This window comes from Rhodococcus sp. NPDC054953 (assembly GCF_053609225.1).
Window position 1 is genome coordinate 109,938 of record NZ_JBSGXD010000007.1, and the last position, 19,684, is coordinate 129,621.

Genomic DNA, 19,684 nt, shown 5'->3' on the forward strand with positions numbered 1-19,684 from the left:
CGGACGGCGGCGGCGAAGTGGGCGCCGACGGGGTCGTCGGGCGTGTTCAGTCCTGGCCGGCCTGCATGTCCATCCACATGACCTCCCACACGTGCCCGTCGAGGTCACGGAACGCCCTGCTGTACATGAAGCCGTTGTCGTGCGGCTCCATCCAGGCGCTGCCGCCCGCCGCGATCGCCCCGTCGACGAGCGTGTCGACCTCCTCGCGGCTGTCCGCGGACACACATAACAGCACCTCACGGGCCGAGCTGGTGTCGCAGATGTCGTCGGCGATGAAGACCCGGAACTTCGGCTCCTCGAGCAGCATCACCATCGCCTGGTCGTTGATCACCAGGCAGGCGGTCTGCTCGTCGCAGAACTGGTCGTTGAACTCGAAGCCGAGTCCGTCGAAGAACTTTCGGGTGGCGGTGACGTCACTGACCGGCAGATTGGCGAACAACATACGGGACATCGGGTGCTCCGTTTCCGTTGAGCGAGGCCTGGTTCCATCCTCGGTTGTTGGGGTCTCGGATGTACAGACCGCCCCGGTCACGAAAACTCATCGCCGAGAGGTCGGGCCGGGTACGGCCGTCAGGCCCGCCGGAGCCGCGCCGTCAGGTGGTGGGTGAGCGGGGTGTCGGCGTGCGCCATCCACAGGTCGTAGGACAGCGCGTCACCGTCGACGGTGATCCGGCGGCGGATCTCGTGGACGGGTTTGGCGTCGGGTGAGGCGGCGAGCGCGACGGGCGTCAGGTCCAGCACCCCGTCGATCAGGTCGCCGCGTTGGATCTCCACGAAACCGGTCGGCTGGGTGACCAGCAGTTCGATGGCATCGCCTGCCCTGCGCAGGTAGCCGTTCTCGGTGTGCATCGGCCGCTCCCGGCCGGGAGACCAGGTGCGGGAACGGTACGCGAGAAACGGCTTGCCCGGGGTCGCGGTGAAGTCGATCTCCTCCTCGTAGGAGAAGTCGTCGATCGTCGGGTAGTGGCCGTCGCCGCCGCCGACCCAGGTCCCCGCGAAGACGCCCAGCTCGCCGAGTGGATCGATCGTCCCGCCCATGTGCCACCTCCGGCTCGGTTGCATCACGGGTTTCGACGCCCGCTGCTGTCGGCATTGTGCCCGACCGGTGGCGTGTGCGTGAGGTGGGCCACCATCGGGGCGGTGATCGGCGGCCGATAGCATTTAGCCCTGCTAAACATCACATCCACGCAGGGAACGAGCAGATCGTGAGCAGGATCCACAACTCCACCTTCGCAGCCAAGGTGACAACGGCGGCTGCCGCAGCGGCGCAGATTCACCCGGGCGACACCGTTGCGATCAGCGGTTTCGCCTCGGCAGGCACCCCGAAGGCCGTGATCCCCGCGCTGGCCGAGCGGATCCACGGCGTGCGCGGGGAGGGCTCAAACTTCACCATCAATCTGCTCACCGGCGCCTCGGTGTCCGCGCACACCGAACGGGCCCTTGCCGAGATCGACGGCATCGCGCTGCGGATGCCCTACCAGTCGGAGCCGACTGCCCGCCGCAAGATCAACGACGGCCGGATGGACTATGTCGACATCCACCTCTCGCACGTCGCGCAGCAGGTGTGGGAGGGCTACTACGGCCGGGTGGATGTCGCGATCGTCGAGATCTCCGGCATCACCGAGTCCGGCGACCTGATCCCGTCCGCATCCGTCGGCAACAACAAGACCTGGCTCGACGTCGCCGACCGGATCATCCTCGAGGTCAACTCGTGGGTGCCGACGGCCATGGAGGGGATGCACGACATCTACTACGGCACCGCGCTCCCGCCGCACCGCACCCCGCTCGAACTGACCCGGGTGGAGGATCGGATCGGGCAGCCGGCGTTCCGGGTGGACCCGGCGAAGGTGGTGGCCGTCGTCGAAACGAACACCCCGGACAGCGCCAGCGCCCTGACCGAACCCGACGAGGTGAGCCTCGCGATCGCCGGGCACGTCGTCGACTTCTTCGCGCACGAGGTCACGGCGGGGCGCCTGCCCGCCGACACCCTGCTGCCGCTGCAGGCCGGGATCGGCAATGTGGCGAACGCGGTCCTCGGCGGCCTCGACCGCGGTGGCTACCGGAATCTGACCTGCTATTCCGAGGTCATCCAGGACTCGATGCTGCGGCTGATTAAGGACGGCACCGTCGCGCATGCCTCGGCGACCTCGCTGGCGCTGTCCGCGAAGGGTCTCGCAGAGCTCACCGACAACATCGACTTCTACCGCAGCCGCATCACGCTGCGACCCCAGGAGATCAGCAACCATCCCGAGGTGGTGCGCAGGCTCGGGATCATCGCGATGAACGGCATGCTCGAGGCCGACATCTACGGCAACGTCAACTCGACGCACGTGATGGGCACACGGATCATGAACGGCATCGGCGGGTCAGGCGACTTCGCCCGCAACGGGTACGTGTCACTGTTCCTGAGCCCGTCCACCGCGAAGGACGGTCAGATCTCGTCGATCGTGCCGATGGTGCCGCACGTCGACCACACCGAGCACGACGTGCAGGTGCTCGTCACCGAACAGGGGCTGGCGGACCTGCGCGGGCTCTCCCCCCGCAAGCGTGCCCGACTGGTGATCGACAACTGCGCACATCCCAGCTTCCGGCCGATGCTGCACGACTACCTGGCCCGGGCGCAGGCGCAGCCCGGCGTTGGGCACACCCCGCACCTGCTCGGTGAGGCGTTCTCGTTCCACGAGCGGTTCACCGCGACGGGGTCGATGCTCCGATAGCCCGCCCGGGGCGTGATCAGCCGTTGGCGGTCACGAAACCGTCCCGCCAGCTGGGGTGCCGGGGCGTCCAGCCGAGTGCCCGGGCGCGGGCATTCGAGACCGGACGGCCCGGGCCGAGGTCGGCTCGGACGGTCGGCGCGGGAGCGCCGACCGACTCGGCATAGATCGGCACCCAGGCGTCGGCCGCAGCGGGCTCGTCATCGACGACGTTGACCACCCCGGCTGGCCAGCTCACCGCGGCCACCGCGGCGGCGGCCGCGTCCTTCACATGGAGGAAGCAACTGACCTGGTCGCCGGCGGGCAGGTCTCCCGCCCGCGCCTTCTCCGCCATGGTCCCGTCCGGGGCGTACCAGGTGCCCGGGCCGTACAGGGTGCCGTACCGCAGCACCACTCCCCCCGCCAGTTCGGCCACCGCCGATTCGAGGGCGCGAACGCCGTCGAGGGTGGCGGTCGCCGCCGCGTCGATCGGGTCGGCCTCGGTGGCCGACCCGAGGCCGGGCGGATACACGAACGAGATGGACTGCGCGACCATCCTCTCGATGCCGTGCGCCCGCGCCGCATCGACGAGCGTGCGGGTGGCGACGGTACGAATGCGGGCGTTGGCCGCGAGGTCATACTCCGACAACGCGGTCAGCTGATGCATGATCACGTCCGGCGCCACGCCCGCCACCACCGAATCAACGGCGGAGGCATCGTAGATGTCCAACGTAACCGGGTGTACCCCAGCAGATTCGAGCCATGACGCAGCAGCGGCCCTGCGGGTGATTCCCCAGACCTCATGCCCGGCGGCGACCAACTCCGGAACGAGGGCCTTCCCGATGACGCCCGTTGCACCCGCCACCAGAATTCGCATCGACACTCCTTCACCATCGAACGACCCGTACGGACTCGACTCCATCGAATCACCTCGACCGCACCCGAACAACAGCGAAGTGGCCACCCGCACTCGCGAGGAGTGGGGGTGGCCACCGCTGTCGAGCACCGCTGTCAGCGGCGCATCAGGACGTCAGTTCTGTTGCAGTTCAGAGGTACTGGCCGCACACCGGCCACGCGCCGGCGCCCTGGCCGGCCAGCACGTTCTCGGCGACCCGAATCTGCTCTGCCTTGGAGGCGTTCTCGGGTGATCCGGTGCCGCCGTAGGCGGCCCAGGTGCTCGGGGTGAACTGCAGGCCGCCGGAGTAGCCGTTGCCCGTGTTGGTGCCCCAGTTGCCGCCGCTCTCGCACTGCGCGACGGCATCCCAGTTGTTGGCACTCGCGGTGCCGGTGGCCAGTCCCATCGGGACGGCGACGAGCGCGCCCGTCACGGCCACCCAGCCGAGGGCCTTCTTCGCCTTGGAGGTGGTGGTCTGAATACGGGTGATGGTCATTCGAGAGGGTTCCTTTCGCAGCCGCGTACGAGGCCGGAGTCCGATGTCGGAGTGGAATGAGCACCGCGATGGATTCCGCGATGGTCTCGTCGCTGCCCCTGGGGGGTGGTTCTCGGGTCCGGATCCGCGGGGGCAGACGAGGCGGCGGTCCGGCAGGTGACTCGGTGAGCGTGCTGCTCGTCGATCTCTGAGCCGTCACCGACGATACGGACGACGAGCGCCCTTGCAAACCAGGGGTTTTCGCCGTCACAGTCCCGGTCGGATGTCCAGACCACCACTTTCGTACACTCGATTCGCGCTGGTCGCTCCGGGTCGAGACCATTCGCGAGATAGTTTGTTATCGTTACGTTATTGTGAGCCAGATCACAGCGGATGCGGGCCTGTGCGGGCCTGTCCGGCATACGAACGCACGCCCAAGACGCAGAATCGCTGTCTCGGATCGGTCACGGGCGGCCGAGGGCAGGCGTCACTGCAGGAACTGCGCCGCCCGCTCCGCCAGATCCAGCACCGGTTGCGGCACGACGCCGAGCAACACCGTCACCGCCGCACCCACCGCGACCGACGCCGTCGTCAGCGGGCTCGGCACCACGACCTGCGGCGGCGACTCCGGCAGGTCGGAGAAGAACATCAGCACGATCACCCGCACATAGAAGAACGCCGCGATCGCGCTGCACACCACGCCGACCACCACCAGCGGAACCGCGCCCGCGCCCGCCGCAGCCGAGAACACCGCGAACTTGCTGGTGAACCCGGCCGTCAGCGGAATGCCCGCGAACGAGAGCAGCAGCACCGCGAAGGTGCCCGCGATCAGCGGTGACCGCCGACCCAGCCCCGCCCAGTGCGACAGGTGCGTCGCCTCGGCCGTCGGACCGCGGACCAGGCCGACGATCGCGAACGCCGCAACCGACCCGAACCCGTACGCGACCAGGTAGAACAGCGTCGCGGCCAGGCCGGCCCGATCGGCGGCCGCCACCCCGGTCAGGAGGAAGCCGGCATGCGCGATCGACGAGTACGCGAGCATCCGCTTCACATCGGTCTGGGTGACCGCCAACACCGATCCGACCACCATCGTCAGGATCGCCGCCGCCCACAGCAGCGGACGCCAGTCGTCCCGCAGCCCCGGCAGGGCCACCATCAAGATCCGCAGCATCGCCCCGAACGCCGCGATCTTCGTTGCCGCCGACATGAACGCCGTGATCGGGGTTGGCGCGCCCTGGTAGACGTCGGGGATCCAGGTGTGGAAGGGGACCGCACCCACCTTGAACAGCAGCCCGACCGACAGCAACGCGGTGCCGATCAGCGCGAGGGCGGTGCCGCCCGACGCGGTGCGCTCCGCGATGCCCGACAGCCGCACGGTGCCCGTCTCCCCGTACAGGAAGGCCACGCCGTACAGGAAGAATGCCGACGAAAAGGCGCCGAGCAGAAAGTACTTCAGTGCCGCTTCCTGCGACAGGACCCGCTGCCTGCGGGCCAGCCCGCACAGCAGGTACAGCGGCAATGACAGCACCTCGAGCGCAACGAACATCGTGAGCAGGTCCCCCGACGCGGGGAACAGCAGCATGCCGCCGACGGCGAACAGGGTCAGCGGAAACACCTCGGTGCGGGTGACGCCCGCCTGGATGGCCGCCCGCTCCGCGACGCTGCCGGGCACCACCGACGCCTGCGGTGTGAACGCGTCCGCGACGGCCTCCGCATCCGCGTTCGCCGGGATCCCCGCGCGCTCGAGGCCACGCTCGGCGATCAGCAGGACCGACAGGAGGGCGACCAGCAGGATCGACCCCTGCAGGAACAGGGTCGGGCCGTCGATGATCACCGCCCCCGCCACCGCGGTTCCCCTGGTGTCGCGCAGCAGCAGCACCGCGACGAACGCGGCACCAAGACCGCCGACCGCGAGGACCAGGTGGCTGCCGTACCGCGCCCGGGCCGGGGCGAACGCCTCGACCAGCACCCCGATCACCGCGACCGCGAACACGATCAGCATCGGCGCGAGCTTGCCGTACTCGATGTCGGGCACCGGAAGCGGCGCCTGCGCGAGCACGAGCGGTGCGGCACTCGGGTTCACCGCGGTCCCCCTCCCTGTTCGGCCTCCGTCACCGGGACGGTCGGTGCGGGATCCTCCTGGTGCACGGCGGTCAGGGTGTCGGCGACCGCGGGTGTGATTGCGTCCAGTGCGGGACGCGGATAGAAGCCGAGCACCAGCAGCAGCACGACGAGCGGTGCCACCACGGCGATTTCGCGCGGAACCAGGTCCCGCACCCGGTCGTGGTCGGCACCTGCCTGCCCGGTCATCACCCGCTGGTACAGCCACAGGATGTAGACCGCGGAGAGCACCAGCGCACTGGTCGCGACGACCGCGACCGCCGGATAGCGGGTGAATGTGCCGACCAGCACCAGAAATTCACTGATGAACGGCGCCAGACCGGGGAGCGACAGGGTGGCGAGACCCGCGACGAGGAAGGTCCCGGCCAGGATCGGGGCACTGGACTGCACGCCGCCGTAGTCGCCGATGGTCCGGGACCCGCGGCGCGCGATCAGGAAGCCGGCGATCAGCATCAGCGCCGCGGTGGAGAGCCCGTGGTTGACCATGTACAGGGCCGCCCCGCCCTGGGACTGGCTGGTCAGCGCGAATACCCCCAGCACGATGAACCCGAAGTGTGAGATCGAGGTGTAGGCGATCAGGCGCATGATGTCGGTCTGCCCGATCGCGACCAGCGCGCCGTACACGATGCCGATCACCGCGAGCGTCACGATCAGCGGCGCGAAGGTGCGGGTGCTCTCGGGGAACAGTTGCACGCAGTACCGCAGCATGCCGAACGTCCCGACCTTGTCGACCACCGCCATCATCAGCACGGCGGTGGACGGGGTGGAATGCACGGCGGCGTCGGGCAGCCAGGTGTGCAGCGGCCACAGCGGGGCCTTCACCGCGAAGGCGAAGAGGAACCCGAGGAACAGCGCGTTGGCGACGGGCGCGTCGATCGTCAGGGTGCCCGCCGACACCGCGTCCGCGATCGCGCGGAAGTCGAAGGTGCCGGAGGCGAACGGACTCGACCCGCCGGCGGTGACCGCGTACAGACCGATCACCGCGGCCAGCATGATCAGGCCACCGAGCAGGTTGTACAGCAGGAACTTCACCGCAGCCCGCGGTCCCCGCGCGTCACCGAAGCCGCCGATCAGGAAGTACATCGGGATCAGCATCGCCTCGAAGAAGATGTAGAACAGCAGGATGTCGAGGGACAGGAACGACATCAGCACCATCGACTCGACGATCAGGACCAGCCCGACGTGGGTGTGCACGGGGCGCCTGCTGCGGGCGACCGCCTCCGCGTTGCCGCTGCCCCCGGTGCCGTCCCGCCACCCCGCGAGCAGGAGCACCGGCACCAGCACGGCCGTCAACAACACCAGGACCAACGCGATCCCATCGACACCAAGTTCGTAGCGGGTGCCGAACGACGGTATCCACGCGTGGGATTCGACGAACTGGAACCGGTCACCGCCGGGATCGAACCGGACCGCGACGACCACCGCCACCGCCAACACCACGAGTGCCGCACCGAGCGCGACCCACCTCGCCGCGTCCCGCCTGCGGGACGGCAGGCACCCGACGAGCGCGGCGCCGACGAGCGGCGTCAGCCACAGTGCGCTCAACCACGCGAAGCCGTCCACGATCACCTCACCAACGCCAGCATCGCGACCGCCGCGGCCGCGCCGAGGAACATGTAGGCCGCATAGGTCCGCACGAATCCGTTCTGCAGCTTGCGGACTCGCGTCGATGCTCCCGCGACGCCGCCCGCGACCCCGGCAACGACCCCGTCGACCCCCCGGTCGTCCACGACCGACAACGCCCGGGTGAGGGCAGCACCGGGCCGCATGAACACCGCCTCGTTGACGGCGTCGCCGTACAGGTCGCGGCGCGCGGCGACCGTCACGGCCGACACCTCCGCCGGAGCCTCGACCGGGATCCGGGCCCCCGCATACTGGCGGACCCCGATCGCGATCCCGACCAGCACCACCGCGAGGGTGGTGAGGGTGATCGTCCAGGCCGGGACCGGGAGGTCGGCATGGTGTTCCCCGACGACGGGCGCGAGCCACCCCTGCAACGCTCCCCCGGTGGCAAGGAGGAAGCCGGAGCACACCGACCCGATCGCGATCAGCAGCATCGGCCCGGTCATCACCGCAGGCGACTCGTGCGGGTGCGCGTCGCTGCGCCATCGGCGTGTCCCGAAGAAGGTCATCAGCATCACCCGCGTCATGTAGAACGCGGTGATCCCGGCGCCGAGCAGCGCGGCACCGCCGAGCAGCAGCCCCGGCACACCGCCCGCACCGAACGCGACCTCGATGATCTTGTCCTTTGAGAAGAACCCGGCGAACGGCGGAATCCCGATGATCGCGAGGTAGCCGAACCCGAAGGTGGCGAACGTGATCGGCATGACGATGCGCAGCCCGCCGTAGCGGCGCATGTCGACCTCGTCGTTCATCGCGTGCATCACCGACCCGGCACCGAGGAAGAGGCCGGCCTTGAAGAAGCCGTGGGTGAGCAGGTGCATGATCGCGAACGCGTATCCGGCGGGGCCGAGCCCGGCGGCGAGGACCATGTACCCGATCTGGCTCATCGTCGACGCGGCGAGCGCCTTCTTGATGTCGTCCTTCGCGCAGCCGATGATCGCGCCGAACAGTAGGGTGACCGCACCGACGATCACCACGCCCGCGCGGGCGGCGGGTGCCGCATCGAAGATCGCGCCGGACCGGGTGATCAGATAGACGCCGGCGGTCACCATCGTCGCGGCGTGGATCAACGCGGACACCGGGGTCGGGCCCTCCATCGCGTCCCCGAGCCACGACTGCAGCGGCACCTGCGCGGACTTGCCGCACGCGGCGAGCAGCAGCATCAGTCCGAGCGCCGTGACGGTGCCCTGGCCCGCGTCGTCGACACCGCCGAACACGCCGGAGTAGGAGAGGGTGCCGAACGTCGCGAACATGATCATCAACGCGACCGCCAGCCCGATGTCGCCGACCCGGTTCACCACGAACGCCTTCTTCGCCGCCGCTGCGGCGCTCGGCCGGTGCTGCCAGAAGCCGATCAGCAGGTACGACGCGAGACCGACGCCCTCCCAGCCCAGGTACAGGCCGAGATAGTTGTCGGCGAGCACCAGCAGCAGCATCGCGGCGAGGAACAGATTCAGGTATCCGAAGAACCGCCGCCGCCCCGGGTCGGCAGCCATGTACCCGACCGAGTAGACGTGGATCAGCGACCCGACACCGGTGATCAGCAGCGCGAAGCACACCGACAGCTCGTCGAGTTGGAGCCCGAAATCGACCCGCAGCCCCGCGACCGGAACCCAGCGCAGCAGGGTTTCGTGCAGAGCGCGGTCCGCGCTGTCGCGGCCGAGCATCCCGGCGAACAGTGCGAGCGCCACCACGAACGACGCGATCGCGGTGGCACACCCGAGCAGGTGCCCCCACCGGTCGCCGCGCCTGCCCACGAGCAGCAGCGCGGCGGCACCTGCCGCGGGCAGGGCAACGAGGAGCCAGATTCCGGCCGTCATCAGAACTTGAGGAGATTCGCGACGTCGACCGAGGCCGACCGGCGGGTGCGGAAGATGGCCATGATGATCGCCAGCCCGACGACCACCTCGGCGGCGGCGACGACCATCGTGAAGAACGCGAACACGTGCCCGTCGAGGTTGCCGTGCATGCGGGCGAACGTCACGAATGCGAGATTCGTCGCGTTAAGCATCAGTTCGATGCACATGAACACCACGATCGCGTTGCGGCGCAGCAACACTCCGGCGCCGCCGATGGTGAACAGCAGCGCCGACAGGTACAGGTAGTTCTCCGGGTTCACCGCTCCCCCTCCTTCTTGCTCCGCCGGGGTGTGAGGATGCCGCTGACGGACCCGGGTGCCGGGGAACCGTCCGGGAGCAGGGCCGCCATGTCGACCGCGTTGTGCCTGGCGTAGACGCCGGGGCTCGGGAGCGGGGTGACCTGGCCGCCGTCCCGGAACCGCTGCTCCGCCAGCGCCCTCTGGTCCGGCTTGGGGTCGATCCGTTCCCGGTGGGCGAGCACCATCGCGCCGATCGTCGCCACGATCAGCAGGCCACCGGTCAGCTCGAAGGCCCACACATACCGCAGGAAGATCAGCTCCGCCAGCGCGGGCACGTTGCCGAGCGTGCCGTCCGGACCGGGAGCGACGTTCGCGTCGGGCAGCCCGGCGAAGGTGGACACCGTCACGCTGCCGATTCCGCCGATCAGCAGAACGCCGAAGCCGATGCCCGCGACGGCGGCGGCAACCCGCTGTCCGCGAAGGGTTTCCACCAGCGAGTCGGACGAGTCGACACCGATCAGCATCAGGACGAACAGGAACAGCATCATCACCGCGCCGGTGTAGACGACGATCTGGACGACCCCGAGGAACAGCGCCTCCTGCGCAATGTAGAAGAACGCGAGGATGATCATCGTCATCGCAAGGAAGATCGCCGAGTACACCGCCTTCGGAGCACACACCACGCCGAGCGCACCAATCACGCAGAGCGCACCGAGGATCCAGAACTGCACGGCCTCCCCGTCCGAGGTCCGCGTCAGCGGTTCTGCGAGCACGGCGGCCGCCAGCGCACCGCCCGCCGTCACGAGTCCGCCCCCTCGCCCGTGAGTCCTTCCGGTCCCGGTGTGGGCCGAAAGGACTCACGGGGGGTGATGGTGCCGCGGTAGTAGTCCTCGTCGGTGCTGCCCGGCGCCATCGGATGGGGAGGGGCGGTCATTCCGGGTTGCAGCGGCGCGAGCAGCCGGTCCTTGCCGAAGATCAGGTCGGCGCGGTTGTCGTCGACGAGTTCTTCGTACGCGTCGGTCATCGTCAGGGCCCGGGTCGGGCAGGCCTCGACGCAGAGCCCACATCCGATGCACCGGAGGTAGTTGATCTGGTACACCCTGCCGTACCGCTCGCCGGGGGCGAATCGTTCGTCCTCGGTGTTGTCGGCGCCCTCCACGTAGATCGCGTCGGCCGGGCAGGCCCAGGCGCACAGTTCGCAGCCGATGCACTTCTCCAACCCGTCCGGGTGCCGGTTCAGCTGGTGCCGTCCGTGGTAGCCGGGGGCGGTCGGCGGCTTCTGTTCGGGGTAGAACTCGGTGTTGGGTTTCTTGAACATCGTCCCGAAGGTGACGCCGAAACCGGCGAGGGCGTCGAGGAATCCGGTCATCGTGGACCTCCAACGGCATGATCGTGGCCGGGCAGGGTCTGGCCGGGCAGCGGCGGCACCGGGAAGCCACCCGCCATCGGGTCGAACGGCGGCTCCGGTTGTTGTTGTGGCGCCGCGGCACCCCCTCGGCGGTGCCGCAGCGCCCGCGCGATCACCGCGATCAACGCAACGCCGACGATCCCGCCTGCGAGCACGATCGAGGTGGTGGCGACGTCGTGGCCCGCGAGCCGCAGGGCCCGCGCCGCAGCCACCAGCATCACCCACAGCAGCGACGCCGGGATCAGTACCTTCCAGCCGAGGTTCATGAACTGGTCGTAGCGCAGCCGCGGCAGGGTGGCGCGCAGCCAGATGAAGACGAACAGGAAGCCCCAGACCTTCGCGGTGAACCACAGCACCGGCCACCAGCCGGAATTCGCGCCGTCCCAGATGCTGATCGGCCACGGCGCGTGCCAGCCGCCGAGGAACAGCGTCGTCGCGAGCGCCGACACGGTGACCATGTTGATGTACTCGGCGAGCATGAACATCGCGAACCGCAGCGACGAATACTCGGTGTGAAAGCCGCCGACCAGTTCCCCCTCCGCCTCCGGCAGGTCGAACGGTGCGCGGTTGGTTTCCCCGACCATCGACGTCACGTAGATCAGGAACGAGGGCAGCAGCAGGAAGACATACCAGGTTCCGACCTGGGACGCGACGATGCCGGAGGTGCTCATGGTGCCCGCGTCGAGGAAGACCGCCGCGAACGACAGGCCCATCGCCACCTCGTAGGAGATCACCTGGGCGGTCGACCGTAGGCCGCCGAGCAGCGGATACGTCGACCCGGACGCCCAGCCGGCGAGGACGATTCCGTAGACCCCGACCGACGTGACCGCCAGCACGTAGAGGACCGCGACCTGCAGGTCGGTCAGTTGCAGCGGGGTGCGGTGCCCGAACACCGACACCTCCGGGCCGAACGGGATCACCGCGAACGCCATGATCGCGGGGACGATCGCGATGATCGGGGCCAGCAGGTAGACCGGCTTGTCCACCCCGGCGGGGACGATGCCCTCCTTGAGGGCGAGCTTGATGCCGTCCGCGAGGGACTGCAGGGTGCCGCGGGGGCCGACCCGGTTCGGTCCGACCCGCATCTGCATCCACGCCATCACCTTGCGCTCGGCGAGGAGAGCGACCAGCGGCGTCAGGATCAGAAAGACGAAGATCGCCAACGCCTTCCCGACCACCAGCCACCACGGGTCGCGGCCGAATGCGGACAGGTCGCTGCCCGCGGCGAGGAGCGGCGTCATCGCGCCTCCCCACCGTGCACTCGGGCCGGTCGGATCCGGACCACGGCGCCCACGGACACACCGAGGTCGCGGTGGACGGCGCTGCCCGGCGAATACATCGGCAGCCACACCACCCGCTCGGGCATATCGGTGACCGCGACGGGCAGGGTGACGGTGCCACGGTCGGTGCTGACGGTGAGCGGGTCACCGTCGCGGCAGCCGATCTCGGTTGCGGTGTCCGCGGAGATCCGCGCCACCGGGGCGTGTGCGGTGCCAGCGAGGTGCGGTTCGCCGTCCTGCAGCCGACCGGAGTCGAGGAGTTGCCGCCAGCCGCACAGGACCGCCTGCCCCGGTCCCGGCAGGCGCGGCGGCACCCCGGCCGCCGCCGGGGCCGCCACCGGCGCCCCATCCCATCGGCCGATCGCGCGGAGTTCGGCGCGTGCGGTTGCGACGTCGGGCAGCCCGATCGGCCGCCCCAGGCTCGCCGAGAGCGCGTGCAGTACCCGATGATCCGGGATGGCGGTCCCCCCGATGAGGGCCGCGGGGAAGGGGCGGTCCCTGCCCTCCCAGTCGACGAAGCTGCCGTCCTTCTCGGCGACGGGGGCCACCGGGAACACGACGTCGGCGAGGTCGGTGACGTCGCTGCGTCGGAGTTCGAGCGAGACCACGAACGCCGCGGCCGCGATCGCGTCCCGTGCGGCAGCCGGGTCGGGGAGGTCGTCGACCTCGAGTCCACCGACCACCAGCGCGCCAAGCGCGCCGGATCGGGCGGCGTCCAGGATCGCCGCGGTGTCCCGGCCCAGCGTCTCCGGCAGATCGTCGACGCTCCAGCGGGCCGCGACCCGGCGCCGGGCCGTCTGGTCGGCGACCGGGTGCGCGCCGGGCAGCAGCGTCGGGAAGGCACCGGCCTCGAGCGCACCCCGCTCCCCCGCGCGGCGGGGGATCCAGGCCAGCCGCGCCCCGCTGCGGTCGGCCAGTTCCACTGCCGCGGTGAGCGTTCCCTGTGAGTCGGCGGCGCGTTCGCCGACCAGGAGCACCGTCCCCGGCGCGGTGAGCAGGTCGCCGTCCCCGAGCGTGCGCAGCACCTCCGCCTCGCCGCCCGGCCCGGACTGCACCAGGCGACCGGACAGCTTCGTCAGCCCGCGACTCCGGTACGGGGCGACCGCGTGCACCGCGGTCCCCGACCGGCGCACCGCCTTCCGCAGGCGGAGGAACACGATCGGGGATTCCTCCTCGGGTTCGAACGCGACGAGCAGCACGACCGGGGCGTGGTCGAGATCCGCGTAGGTGACGCCCAGCCCTCGCCCCGCGACCCTGGCGCCGAGGAAGGCCGCCTCCTCTGCGGAGTGGGGCCGAGCCCGGAAGTCGATGTCATTGGTGCCGATGGCGATTCGCGCGAACTTCGCGTAGGCATAGCCGTCCTCGATGGTGAGACGACCACCGGGCAGCACCCCAACCCCCGCCGCCTCCCGCAGGCCGCGGGCCGCGACCGCGAGCGCCTGCGACCAGGAGGCGGGTGCGAGGCGACCGTCCGCACCGCGGACCAGCGGGGTGGTCAGCCGGTCGTCGGAGGTCGCATAGCCGAACGCCCACCGACCCTTGTCGCAGTTCCATTCCTCGTTGACCTCGGGATCGTCGCCCGCGAGGCGACGCAGGACCGTGCCGCGCCGGTGGTCGGTGCGCTGCGCGCACCCGGACGCGCAGTGCTCGCAGACGCTGGGCGTGGACACCAGGTCGAACGGGCGGGCACGGAACCGGTACGCGGCTCCGGTCAGGGCACCGACGGGACAGATCTGCACGGTATTGCCGGAGAAGTAGGACTCGAACGGCTCTCCCGCACCGATCCCGACCTGCTGCTGGGCACCCCGTTCGAGGAGGTCGATGAACGGGTCGCCCGCGATCTGCTGGGAGAAGCGGGTGCATCGGGCGCACAGCACACACCGCTCGCGGTCCAGCAGGACCTCGGTGGACAGCGGGATCGGCTTCGGGAAGGTGCGTTTGGTGCCGTCGAAGCGGGTTTCACTGCGGCCGTTGGACATCGCCTGGTTCTGCAGCGGGCACTCGCCGCCCTTGTCGCACACCGGGCAGTCCAGTGGATGGTTGATCAGCAGCATCTCCATCACACCGCGCTGCGCCCGGTCCGCCGCGGGCGAGGTGAGCTGGGTGCGCACGATCATTCCGTCGGTGGCGGCGATCGTGCAGGACGCCATCGGCTTCGGTTGCCGCACCGGTGGCGCCCCGGGCTCGCGCCCCGGCAGTTCCACCTCGACGAGGCATTGCCTGCACGCCCCGACCGGCTCGAGCAGCGGATGGTCGCAGAACCGCGGGATCTGGATGCCGACCAGTTCCGCCGCCCGGATCACCAGGGTGCCGTTCGGGACCCGGACCTCGACCCCGTCGATCGTCAGCGTCACCGGGTCGGCGGGGTGCTCGTCGGCGGTCATCGCGTCCCCCCCGTGGTCAGTTCGGACAGCGCCGGATCGAACGGACACCCACCGTGCTCGAAGTGCGCCAGGTACTCCTCGCGGAAGTACGTCAACGAGGACGTGATCGGACTCGCGGCGGCATCCCCCAACGCGCAGAACGACTTTCCAGCGACACCATCGGCAATGTCGAGAAGGGTCTCCAGGTCCGCCGCGGTGCCGTTGCCCGCCTCCATCCGTTCCATCACCTGCACCAACCAGTAGGTGCCCTCACGGCAGGGGGTGCACTTGCCGCAGGATTCGTGTGCGTAGAACCGGGTCCAGCGCAGCACCGCCCGCACCACGCAGGTCGTCTCGTCGAAGATCTGCAGCGCCTTGGTGCCGAGCATCGACCCGGCGCCGACGACACCCTCGTAGTCCAGGGGCACGTCGAGGTGCGCGTCGGTGAAGAGCGGTGTGGACGACCCTCCCGGGGTCCAGAACTTGAGCCGGTGCCCGGCCCGCACCCCGCCTGCACAGTCGAGCAGTTCGCGCAGCGTCACCCCGAGGGGCGCCTCGTACTGTCCCGGCCGGGTCACGTGCCCGGACAGCGAGTACAGCGTAAATCCCGGCGACTTCTCGCCGCCCATCGACCGGAACCAGTCCGGTCCGTGCAGCAGGATCGGCGGCACGCTCGCAATGGATTCGACGTTGTTGACGACGGTGGGGCTGGCGTACAGGCCCGCGACCGCGGGGAACGGTGGCCGCAGCCGGGGCTGGCCGCGCCGGCCCTCGAGGGAGTCGAGCAGCGCGGTCTCCTCGCCGCAGATGTAGGCGCCTGCCCCGGCGTGCACGACGATGTCGATGTCGACCCCGCTGCCGAGGATGTCGCGTCCGAGATACCCGGCCGTGTACGCCTGCGTGACCGCGGTCTGCAGGCGGCGCAGCACCGGCAGCACCTCGCCGCGGACGTAGATGAATGCCTGCCCGGCGCGGATCGCATACGCCGCGATGATCGCCCCTTCGATCAGGGCGTGCGGGGTGGCGAGCATCAGCGGCATGTCCTTGCAGGTGCCCGGCTCGGACTCATCGGCGTTGATCACCAGGTAGTGCGGGGCGGCATCGGCTCCGTCCCGATCCTGCGGGATGAACGACCATTTCACCCCGGTCGGGAAGCCCGCCCCGCCGCGTCCGCGTAGGCCCGCCGCCTTGACCGCGTCGATCACCGCATCGGGGTCCATCCCCAGCGCGGTCCGCAGTGCCCGGTAGCCGTCGTGGCGCAGGTACGTCTCGAGCGTCCACGATCGGGGCTCGTCCCAGTAGCGGCTCAGGACCGGGGTCAGGGTCATGACGGCTCCGCCCCCTCCGCGCCCGGCCCGGGTGCGGGATCCGGTGCCCGCATGCCCCGTTCGTTCGCAACCCGCAGCCCGGCAAGGGTGGCGTCCCCGGCCGCGCCGGCATCCACCGCGTCCGGACGGGGGTCGGGGAACCCAGCGAGGATCCGCTCGGTCTCCCGGAACGTGCACGGTGGTGCGCCGCGGACCGGGATCGCCGTGCCCCCCGCGCGCAGGGTGTCCACCAACTCGACGGCCGTCTCGGGCGTCTGGTTGTCGAAGAACTCCCAGTTCACCATCACCACCGGCGCGTAGTCACACGCCGCGTTGCACTCGAGGTGTTCGAGGGTGACGGTGCCGTCGGCGGCGGTGTGTCCCGGGTCGAGCCCGAGATGAGTGCGGAGCCGGTCGAGAATCGCGTCGCCACCCATCACCGCGCACAGTGTGTTCGTGCACACCCCGACCAGGTAGTCCCCGGTGGGGCTGCGTCGGTACATCGAGTAAAAGGTGGCCACCGCCGACACCTCCGCGGCCGTGAGATCCACTTGGGCGGCGCAGAATTCGATCCCGGCTGCGGTGACGTGGCCGTCCTCCGACTGGACCAGGTGCAGCAGCGGCAGCAGCGCCGACCGCGCCTGCGGGTATCGGCCGACGATCTCCTTGGCGTCCACCTCGAGCCGAACCCGGACCTCCGCCGGGTACCCGTGCGCCGCGGTCACCGGTCCACCCCGCCCATGACGGGATCGATGCTGGCCACCGAGGCGATCACGTCCGCCACCATGCCGCCCTCGCACATCACCGACACCGCCTGCAAGTTGGTGAACGACGGGTCGCGGTAGTGCACCCGGTACGGTCTGCTGCCGCCGTCACTGACCATGTGCACCCCCAGCTCGCCGCGGGGCGACTCGACGGCCACGTACACCTGCCCGGCAGGCACCCGGAAGCCCTCGGTGACCAGCTTGAAGTGGTGGATCAGCGCCTCCATCGAGGTGCCCATGATGTGTTCGATGTGTTCGGCCGAATTGCCAAGCCCGTCCGGCCCGAGCGCGAGGTCCGCCGGCCAGGCGATCTTCCTGTCGTCGAGCATGACCGGGCCGGGCCGCAGCCGGTCCAGGCACTGCCGGGCGATCTTCACCGATTCCCGCATCTCCCGGATCCGAATCAGATATCGGCCGTAGCAGTCGCTGCCGCTGTCGGTGACGACGTCGAAGTCGTAGGTCTCGTAGCCACAGTACGGTTCGGCGCGCCGCAGGTCGTGCGGCAGGCCGGTGGCGCGCAGGATCGGTCCGGTGATGCCGAGCGCCATGCACCCGGTCAGATCGAGGTAGCCGACGCCCTTGGTCCGAGCCTTCCAGATCGGGTTCTCATTGAGCATCAACTCCATGTCCCGCAACCGGTTCGGGAGAATGGTGAGCAGCTCCCGCGCCGCGGCGATGGCGCCGTCGGACGCGTCCTGCGCAAGGCCGCCGGGGCGGATGTAGGCGTGGTTCATCCGCAACCCGGTGAACTTCTCGAACACGTCCAGGATCAGCTCCCGTTCCCGGAATCCGAACAGCATCGCGGTGACCGCACCGAGCTCCATGCCGCCGGTCGCCAGGGCGACCAGGTGCGAGGCGATCCGGTTCAGCTCCATCAGCAGCACCCGGATCACGGTGGCGCGCTCGGGAATCAGGTCCGTGACGCCGAGCAGCTTCTCGACGGCCAGGCAGTACGCGGTCTCGTTGAAGAACGGGGACAGGTAATCCATCCGGGTCACGAAGGTGACCCCCTGAATCCAGCTGCGGTACTCCAGGTTCTTCTCGATGCCGGTGTGCAGATAGCCGATCCCGCACCTCGCCTCGGTGACCGTCTCCCCCTCGATCTCGAGGATCAGCCGCAGCACCCCATGCGTCGACGGATGTTGCGGGCCCATGTTGACGACGATCCGTTCGTCACCGGATTGCGCTGCCGCACCGACGATCTCATCCCAATCCTGCCCGCCTGCACTGTAGACGGTGCCGATCGGGTCGCCGCTAACGCCGCTCATCAGCTGTACCCCCTCCGCTGATCGGGTGGCGGGATCCGCGCCCCCTTGTACTCGACCGGGACACCGCCGAGCGGGTAATCCTTCCGCTGCGGATGGCCCTGCCAGTCGTCCGGCATCTGGATCCGGGTCAGCGCCGGATGCCCGTCGAACACGATGCCGAAGAAGTCGTACGCCTCCCGCTCGTGCCAGTCGTTGGTCGGGTAGACGGCGTACAGCGACGGCACGTGGGGGTCCGCGTCCGGCACCGCCACCTCCAGCCGAAGCCTGCGCCCCCAGGTGATCGACTGCAGCGGATACACGGCGTGCAGTTCCCGGCCGGAGTCCTGCGGGTAGTGCACACCGTTCACACCGAGGCACATCTCGAAACGCAGTGCGGGAGTGTCCCGTAACGCGCGTGCCACCGCTGGCAGGTGTCTGGCCCGGACGTGGAAGGTGAGTTCGTCGCGGAACACGACGACCTTCTCGATCGCCTCCCCCGGCGGCACCCCGGCCTCGGTCAGCGCCATGTCGAGTCCGTCGGCGACGGTGTCGAACCAGCCACCGAACGGGCGGGTGGTGCCGGGAGGAAGGGTCACCGGTCGCTGCAGGCGCCCGTATCCGGAGGTGTCGCCGGTGCCGCGGACACCGAACATCCCCTGCCGGACGTCGATCACATCGGGCCTGGTGGATTCGTCGGCGGGCGGGCTCCCCTCCGGCCCTGCCGTCGCCTCCGCGTCGACCCGGCCCTCGGCCCGATCTTCCGGCGAGTCCGCCGTCACCGCAGCAGCCCCCTCATCTCGATGGTCGGGGTGGCCGCGAGGGCGGCCGCCTCGGCGGCCTGCACCGCCGCTTCCCGATTCACCCCGAGCGGCATCTGCGCGATCTTCTCGTGCAGCGCGATGATCGCGTTGAGCAGCATCTCGGGGCGGGGCGGGCAGCCGGGCAGGTAGATGTCGACCGGGACCAGATGATCGACGCCCTGCACGATCGCGTAGTTGTTGAACATTCCGCCGGACGAGGCGCAGACCCCCATCGCCAGTACCCATTTCGGCTCGACCATCTGGTCGTACACCTGCCGCAGCACTGGCCCCATCTTCTGGCTGACCCGGCCGGCGACGATCATCAGGTCGGCCTGCCGGGGGGAGGCGCGGAAGGCCTCCATGCCGAATCGGGCGAGGTCATAGCGACCGGAACTGGTGGCCATCATCTCGATCGCACAGCACGCGAGACCGAAGGTCGCTGGCCATAGGGATCCCTTGCGTGCGTAGCCAGCGATCGACTCGACCGTCGTCAACAGGAACCCACCGGGCAGTTTTTCCTCGAGCCCCATCCGTGTCGCCTCGACTTCCTACTCGATCCGGACCTGGTGTGTCGCACCGGCATCCGTCCCGGGTGGTCGGAGATGTCCGG

At 69.5% G+C, this 19,684-nt stretch carries 17 protein-coding genes and 1 pseudogene; 1 reads left to right on the plus strand and 17 read right to left on the minus strand.

Annotation, left to right across the window (positions count from 1 at the left end):
- Window positions 1-46: 46 nt before the first annotated feature.
- Window positions 47-451, minus strand: a complete 405-nt coding sequence (locus tag ACWF62_RS07500) for a VOC family protein (protein WP_378508495.1) — start codon at window positions 449-451, stop codon at window positions 47-49.
- A gap of 119 nt (window positions 452-570) precedes the next feature.
- Window positions 571-1,038 carry an FABP family protein gene (locus tag ACWF62_RS07505; RefSeq protein WP_378508496.1) on the minus strand — a complete coding sequence of 156 codons (468 nt, stop codon included), beginning with the start codon at window positions 1,036-1,038 and terminating at the stop codon, window positions 571-573.
- 167 nt (window positions 1,039-1,205) lie between these two features.
- Here ACWF62_RS07505 and ACWF62_RS07510 point away from each other — a divergent pair, with 167 nt between their 5' ends.
- Complete coding sequence (locus tag ACWF62_RS07510; RefSeq protein WP_452629752.1) at window positions 1,206-2,717, plus strand: acetyl-CoA hydrolase/transferase family protein; 1,512 nt, start codon at window positions 1,206-1,208, stop codon at window positions 2,715-2,717.
- A 16-nt stretch (window positions 2,718-2,733) separates the two neighbouring features.
- Here the strand turns inward: ACWF62_RS07510 and ACWF62_RS07515 are convergent, their stop codons facing one another.
- The 15 genes and pseudogenes from ACWF62_RS07515 to ACWF62_RS07585 form a co-directional block, all read right to left on the minus strand.
- Window positions 2,734-3,570: an NAD-dependent epimerase/dehydratase family protein gene (locus tag ACWF62_RS07515; RefSeq protein ID WP_452629754.1), complete on the minus strand. Its 837-nt coding sequence runs from the start codon at window positions 3,568-3,570 to the stop codon at window positions 2,734-2,736.
- A gap of 172 nt (window positions 3,571-3,742) precedes the next feature.
- A pseudogene (locus ACWF62_RS07520) lies at window positions 3,743-4,084 on the minus strand (transglycosylase family protein); the annotation flags it as partial.
- A gap of 466 nt (window positions 4,085-4,550) precedes the next feature.
- The gene (gene nuoN / locus ACWF62_RS07525; RefSeq protein WP_452629794.1) at window positions 4,551-6,065 is read right to left on the minus strand and encodes an NADH-quinone oxidoreductase subunit NuoN; all 1,515 of its coding nucleotides are present in this window, start codon (window positions 6,063-6,065) and stop codon (window positions 4,551-4,553) included.
- 77 nt (window positions 6,066-6,142) lie between these two features.
- On the minus strand, window positions 6,143-7,747 hold the full coding sequence (locus ACWF62_RS07530; protein WP_452629755.1) for an NADH-quinone oxidoreductase subunit M: 1,605 nt from the start codon (window positions 7,745-7,747) through the stop codon (window positions 6,143-6,145).
- A 2-nt stretch (window positions 7,748-7,749) separates the two neighbouring features.
- Window positions 7,750-9,627: an NADH-quinone oxidoreductase subunit L gene (nuoL, locus tag ACWF62_RS07535; RefSeq protein WP_452629757.1), complete on the minus strand. Its 1,878-nt coding sequence runs from the start codon at window positions 9,625-9,627 to the stop codon at window positions 7,750-7,752.
- Complete coding sequence (nuoK, locus tag ACWF62_RS07540) at window positions 9,627-9,926, minus strand: NADH-quinone oxidoreductase subunit NuoK (protein ID WP_378508501.1); 300 nt, start codon at window positions 9,924-9,926, stop codon at window positions 9,627-9,629. Before nuoK ends, nuoL begins: the two co-directional genes overlap by 1 nt.
- Window positions 9,923-10,708, minus strand: coding sequence for an NADH-quinone oxidoreductase subunit J (locus tag ACWF62_RS07545; RefSeq protein ID WP_378508502.1), 786 nt, complete (start codon window positions 10,706-10,708; stop codon window positions 9,923-9,925). Before ACWF62_RS07545 ends, nuoK begins: the two co-directional genes overlap by 4 nt.
- Complete coding sequence (nuoI, locus tag ACWF62_RS07550; protein WP_378508503.1) at window positions 10,705-11,274, minus strand: NADH-quinone oxidoreductase subunit NuoI; 570 nt, start codon at window positions 11,272-11,274, stop codon at window positions 10,705-10,707. Before nuoI ends, ACWF62_RS07545 begins: the two co-directional genes overlap by 4 nt.
- Entirely contained in the window at window positions 11,271-12,554 is a 1,284-nt protein-coding gene (nuoH, locus tag ACWF62_RS07555) for an NADH-quinone oxidoreductase subunit NuoH (RefSeq protein ID WP_378508504.1), read from the minus strand. Before nuoH ends, nuoI begins: the two co-directional genes overlap by 4 nt.
- Window positions 12,551-14,977 carry an NADH-quinone oxidoreductase subunit G gene (locus ACWF62_RS07560; protein WP_452629760.1) on the minus strand — a complete coding sequence of 809 codons (2,427 nt, stop codon included), beginning with the start codon at window positions 14,975-14,977 and terminating at the stop codon, window positions 12,551-12,553. Before ACWF62_RS07560 ends, nuoH begins: the two co-directional genes overlap by 4 nt.
- A complete protein-coding gene (nuoF, locus tag ACWF62_RS07565) occupies window positions 14,974-16,284 on the minus strand; it encodes an NADH-quinone oxidoreductase subunit NuoF (protein WP_378508506.1) in 1,311 nt (436 codons plus the stop codon). Before nuoF ends, ACWF62_RS07560 begins: the two co-directional genes overlap by 4 nt.
- A complete protein-coding gene (gene nuoE, locus ACWF62_RS07570; RefSeq protein ID WP_378508507.1) occupies window positions 16,281-16,988 on the minus strand; it encodes an NADH-quinone oxidoreductase subunit NuoE in 708 nt (235 codons plus the stop codon). The genes nuoF and nuoE overlap by 4 nt, the downstream gene beginning before the upstream one ends.
- Window positions 16,985-18,295, minus strand: a complete 1,311-nt coding sequence (gene nuoD, locus ACWF62_RS07575) for an NADH dehydrogenase (quinone) subunit D (RefSeq protein WP_378508508.1) — start codon at window positions 18,293-18,295, stop codon at window positions 16,985-16,987. Before nuoD ends, nuoE begins: the two co-directional genes overlap by 4 nt.
- The gene (locus ACWF62_RS07580) at window positions 18,295-19,053 is read right to left on the minus strand and encodes an NADH-quinone oxidoreductase subunit C (protein WP_378508509.1); all 759 of its coding nucleotides are present in this window, start codon (window positions 19,051-19,053) and stop codon (window positions 18,295-18,297) included. The genes nuoD and ACWF62_RS07580 overlap by 1 nt, the downstream gene beginning before the upstream one ends.
- Entirely contained in the window at window positions 19,050-19,604 is a 555-nt protein-coding gene (locus ACWF62_RS07585; RefSeq protein ID WP_378508510.1) for a NuoB/complex I 20 kDa subunit family protein, read from the minus strand. Before ACWF62_RS07585 ends, ACWF62_RS07580 begins: the two co-directional genes overlap by 4 nt.
- Window positions 19,605-19,684 lie beyond the last annotated feature (80 nt).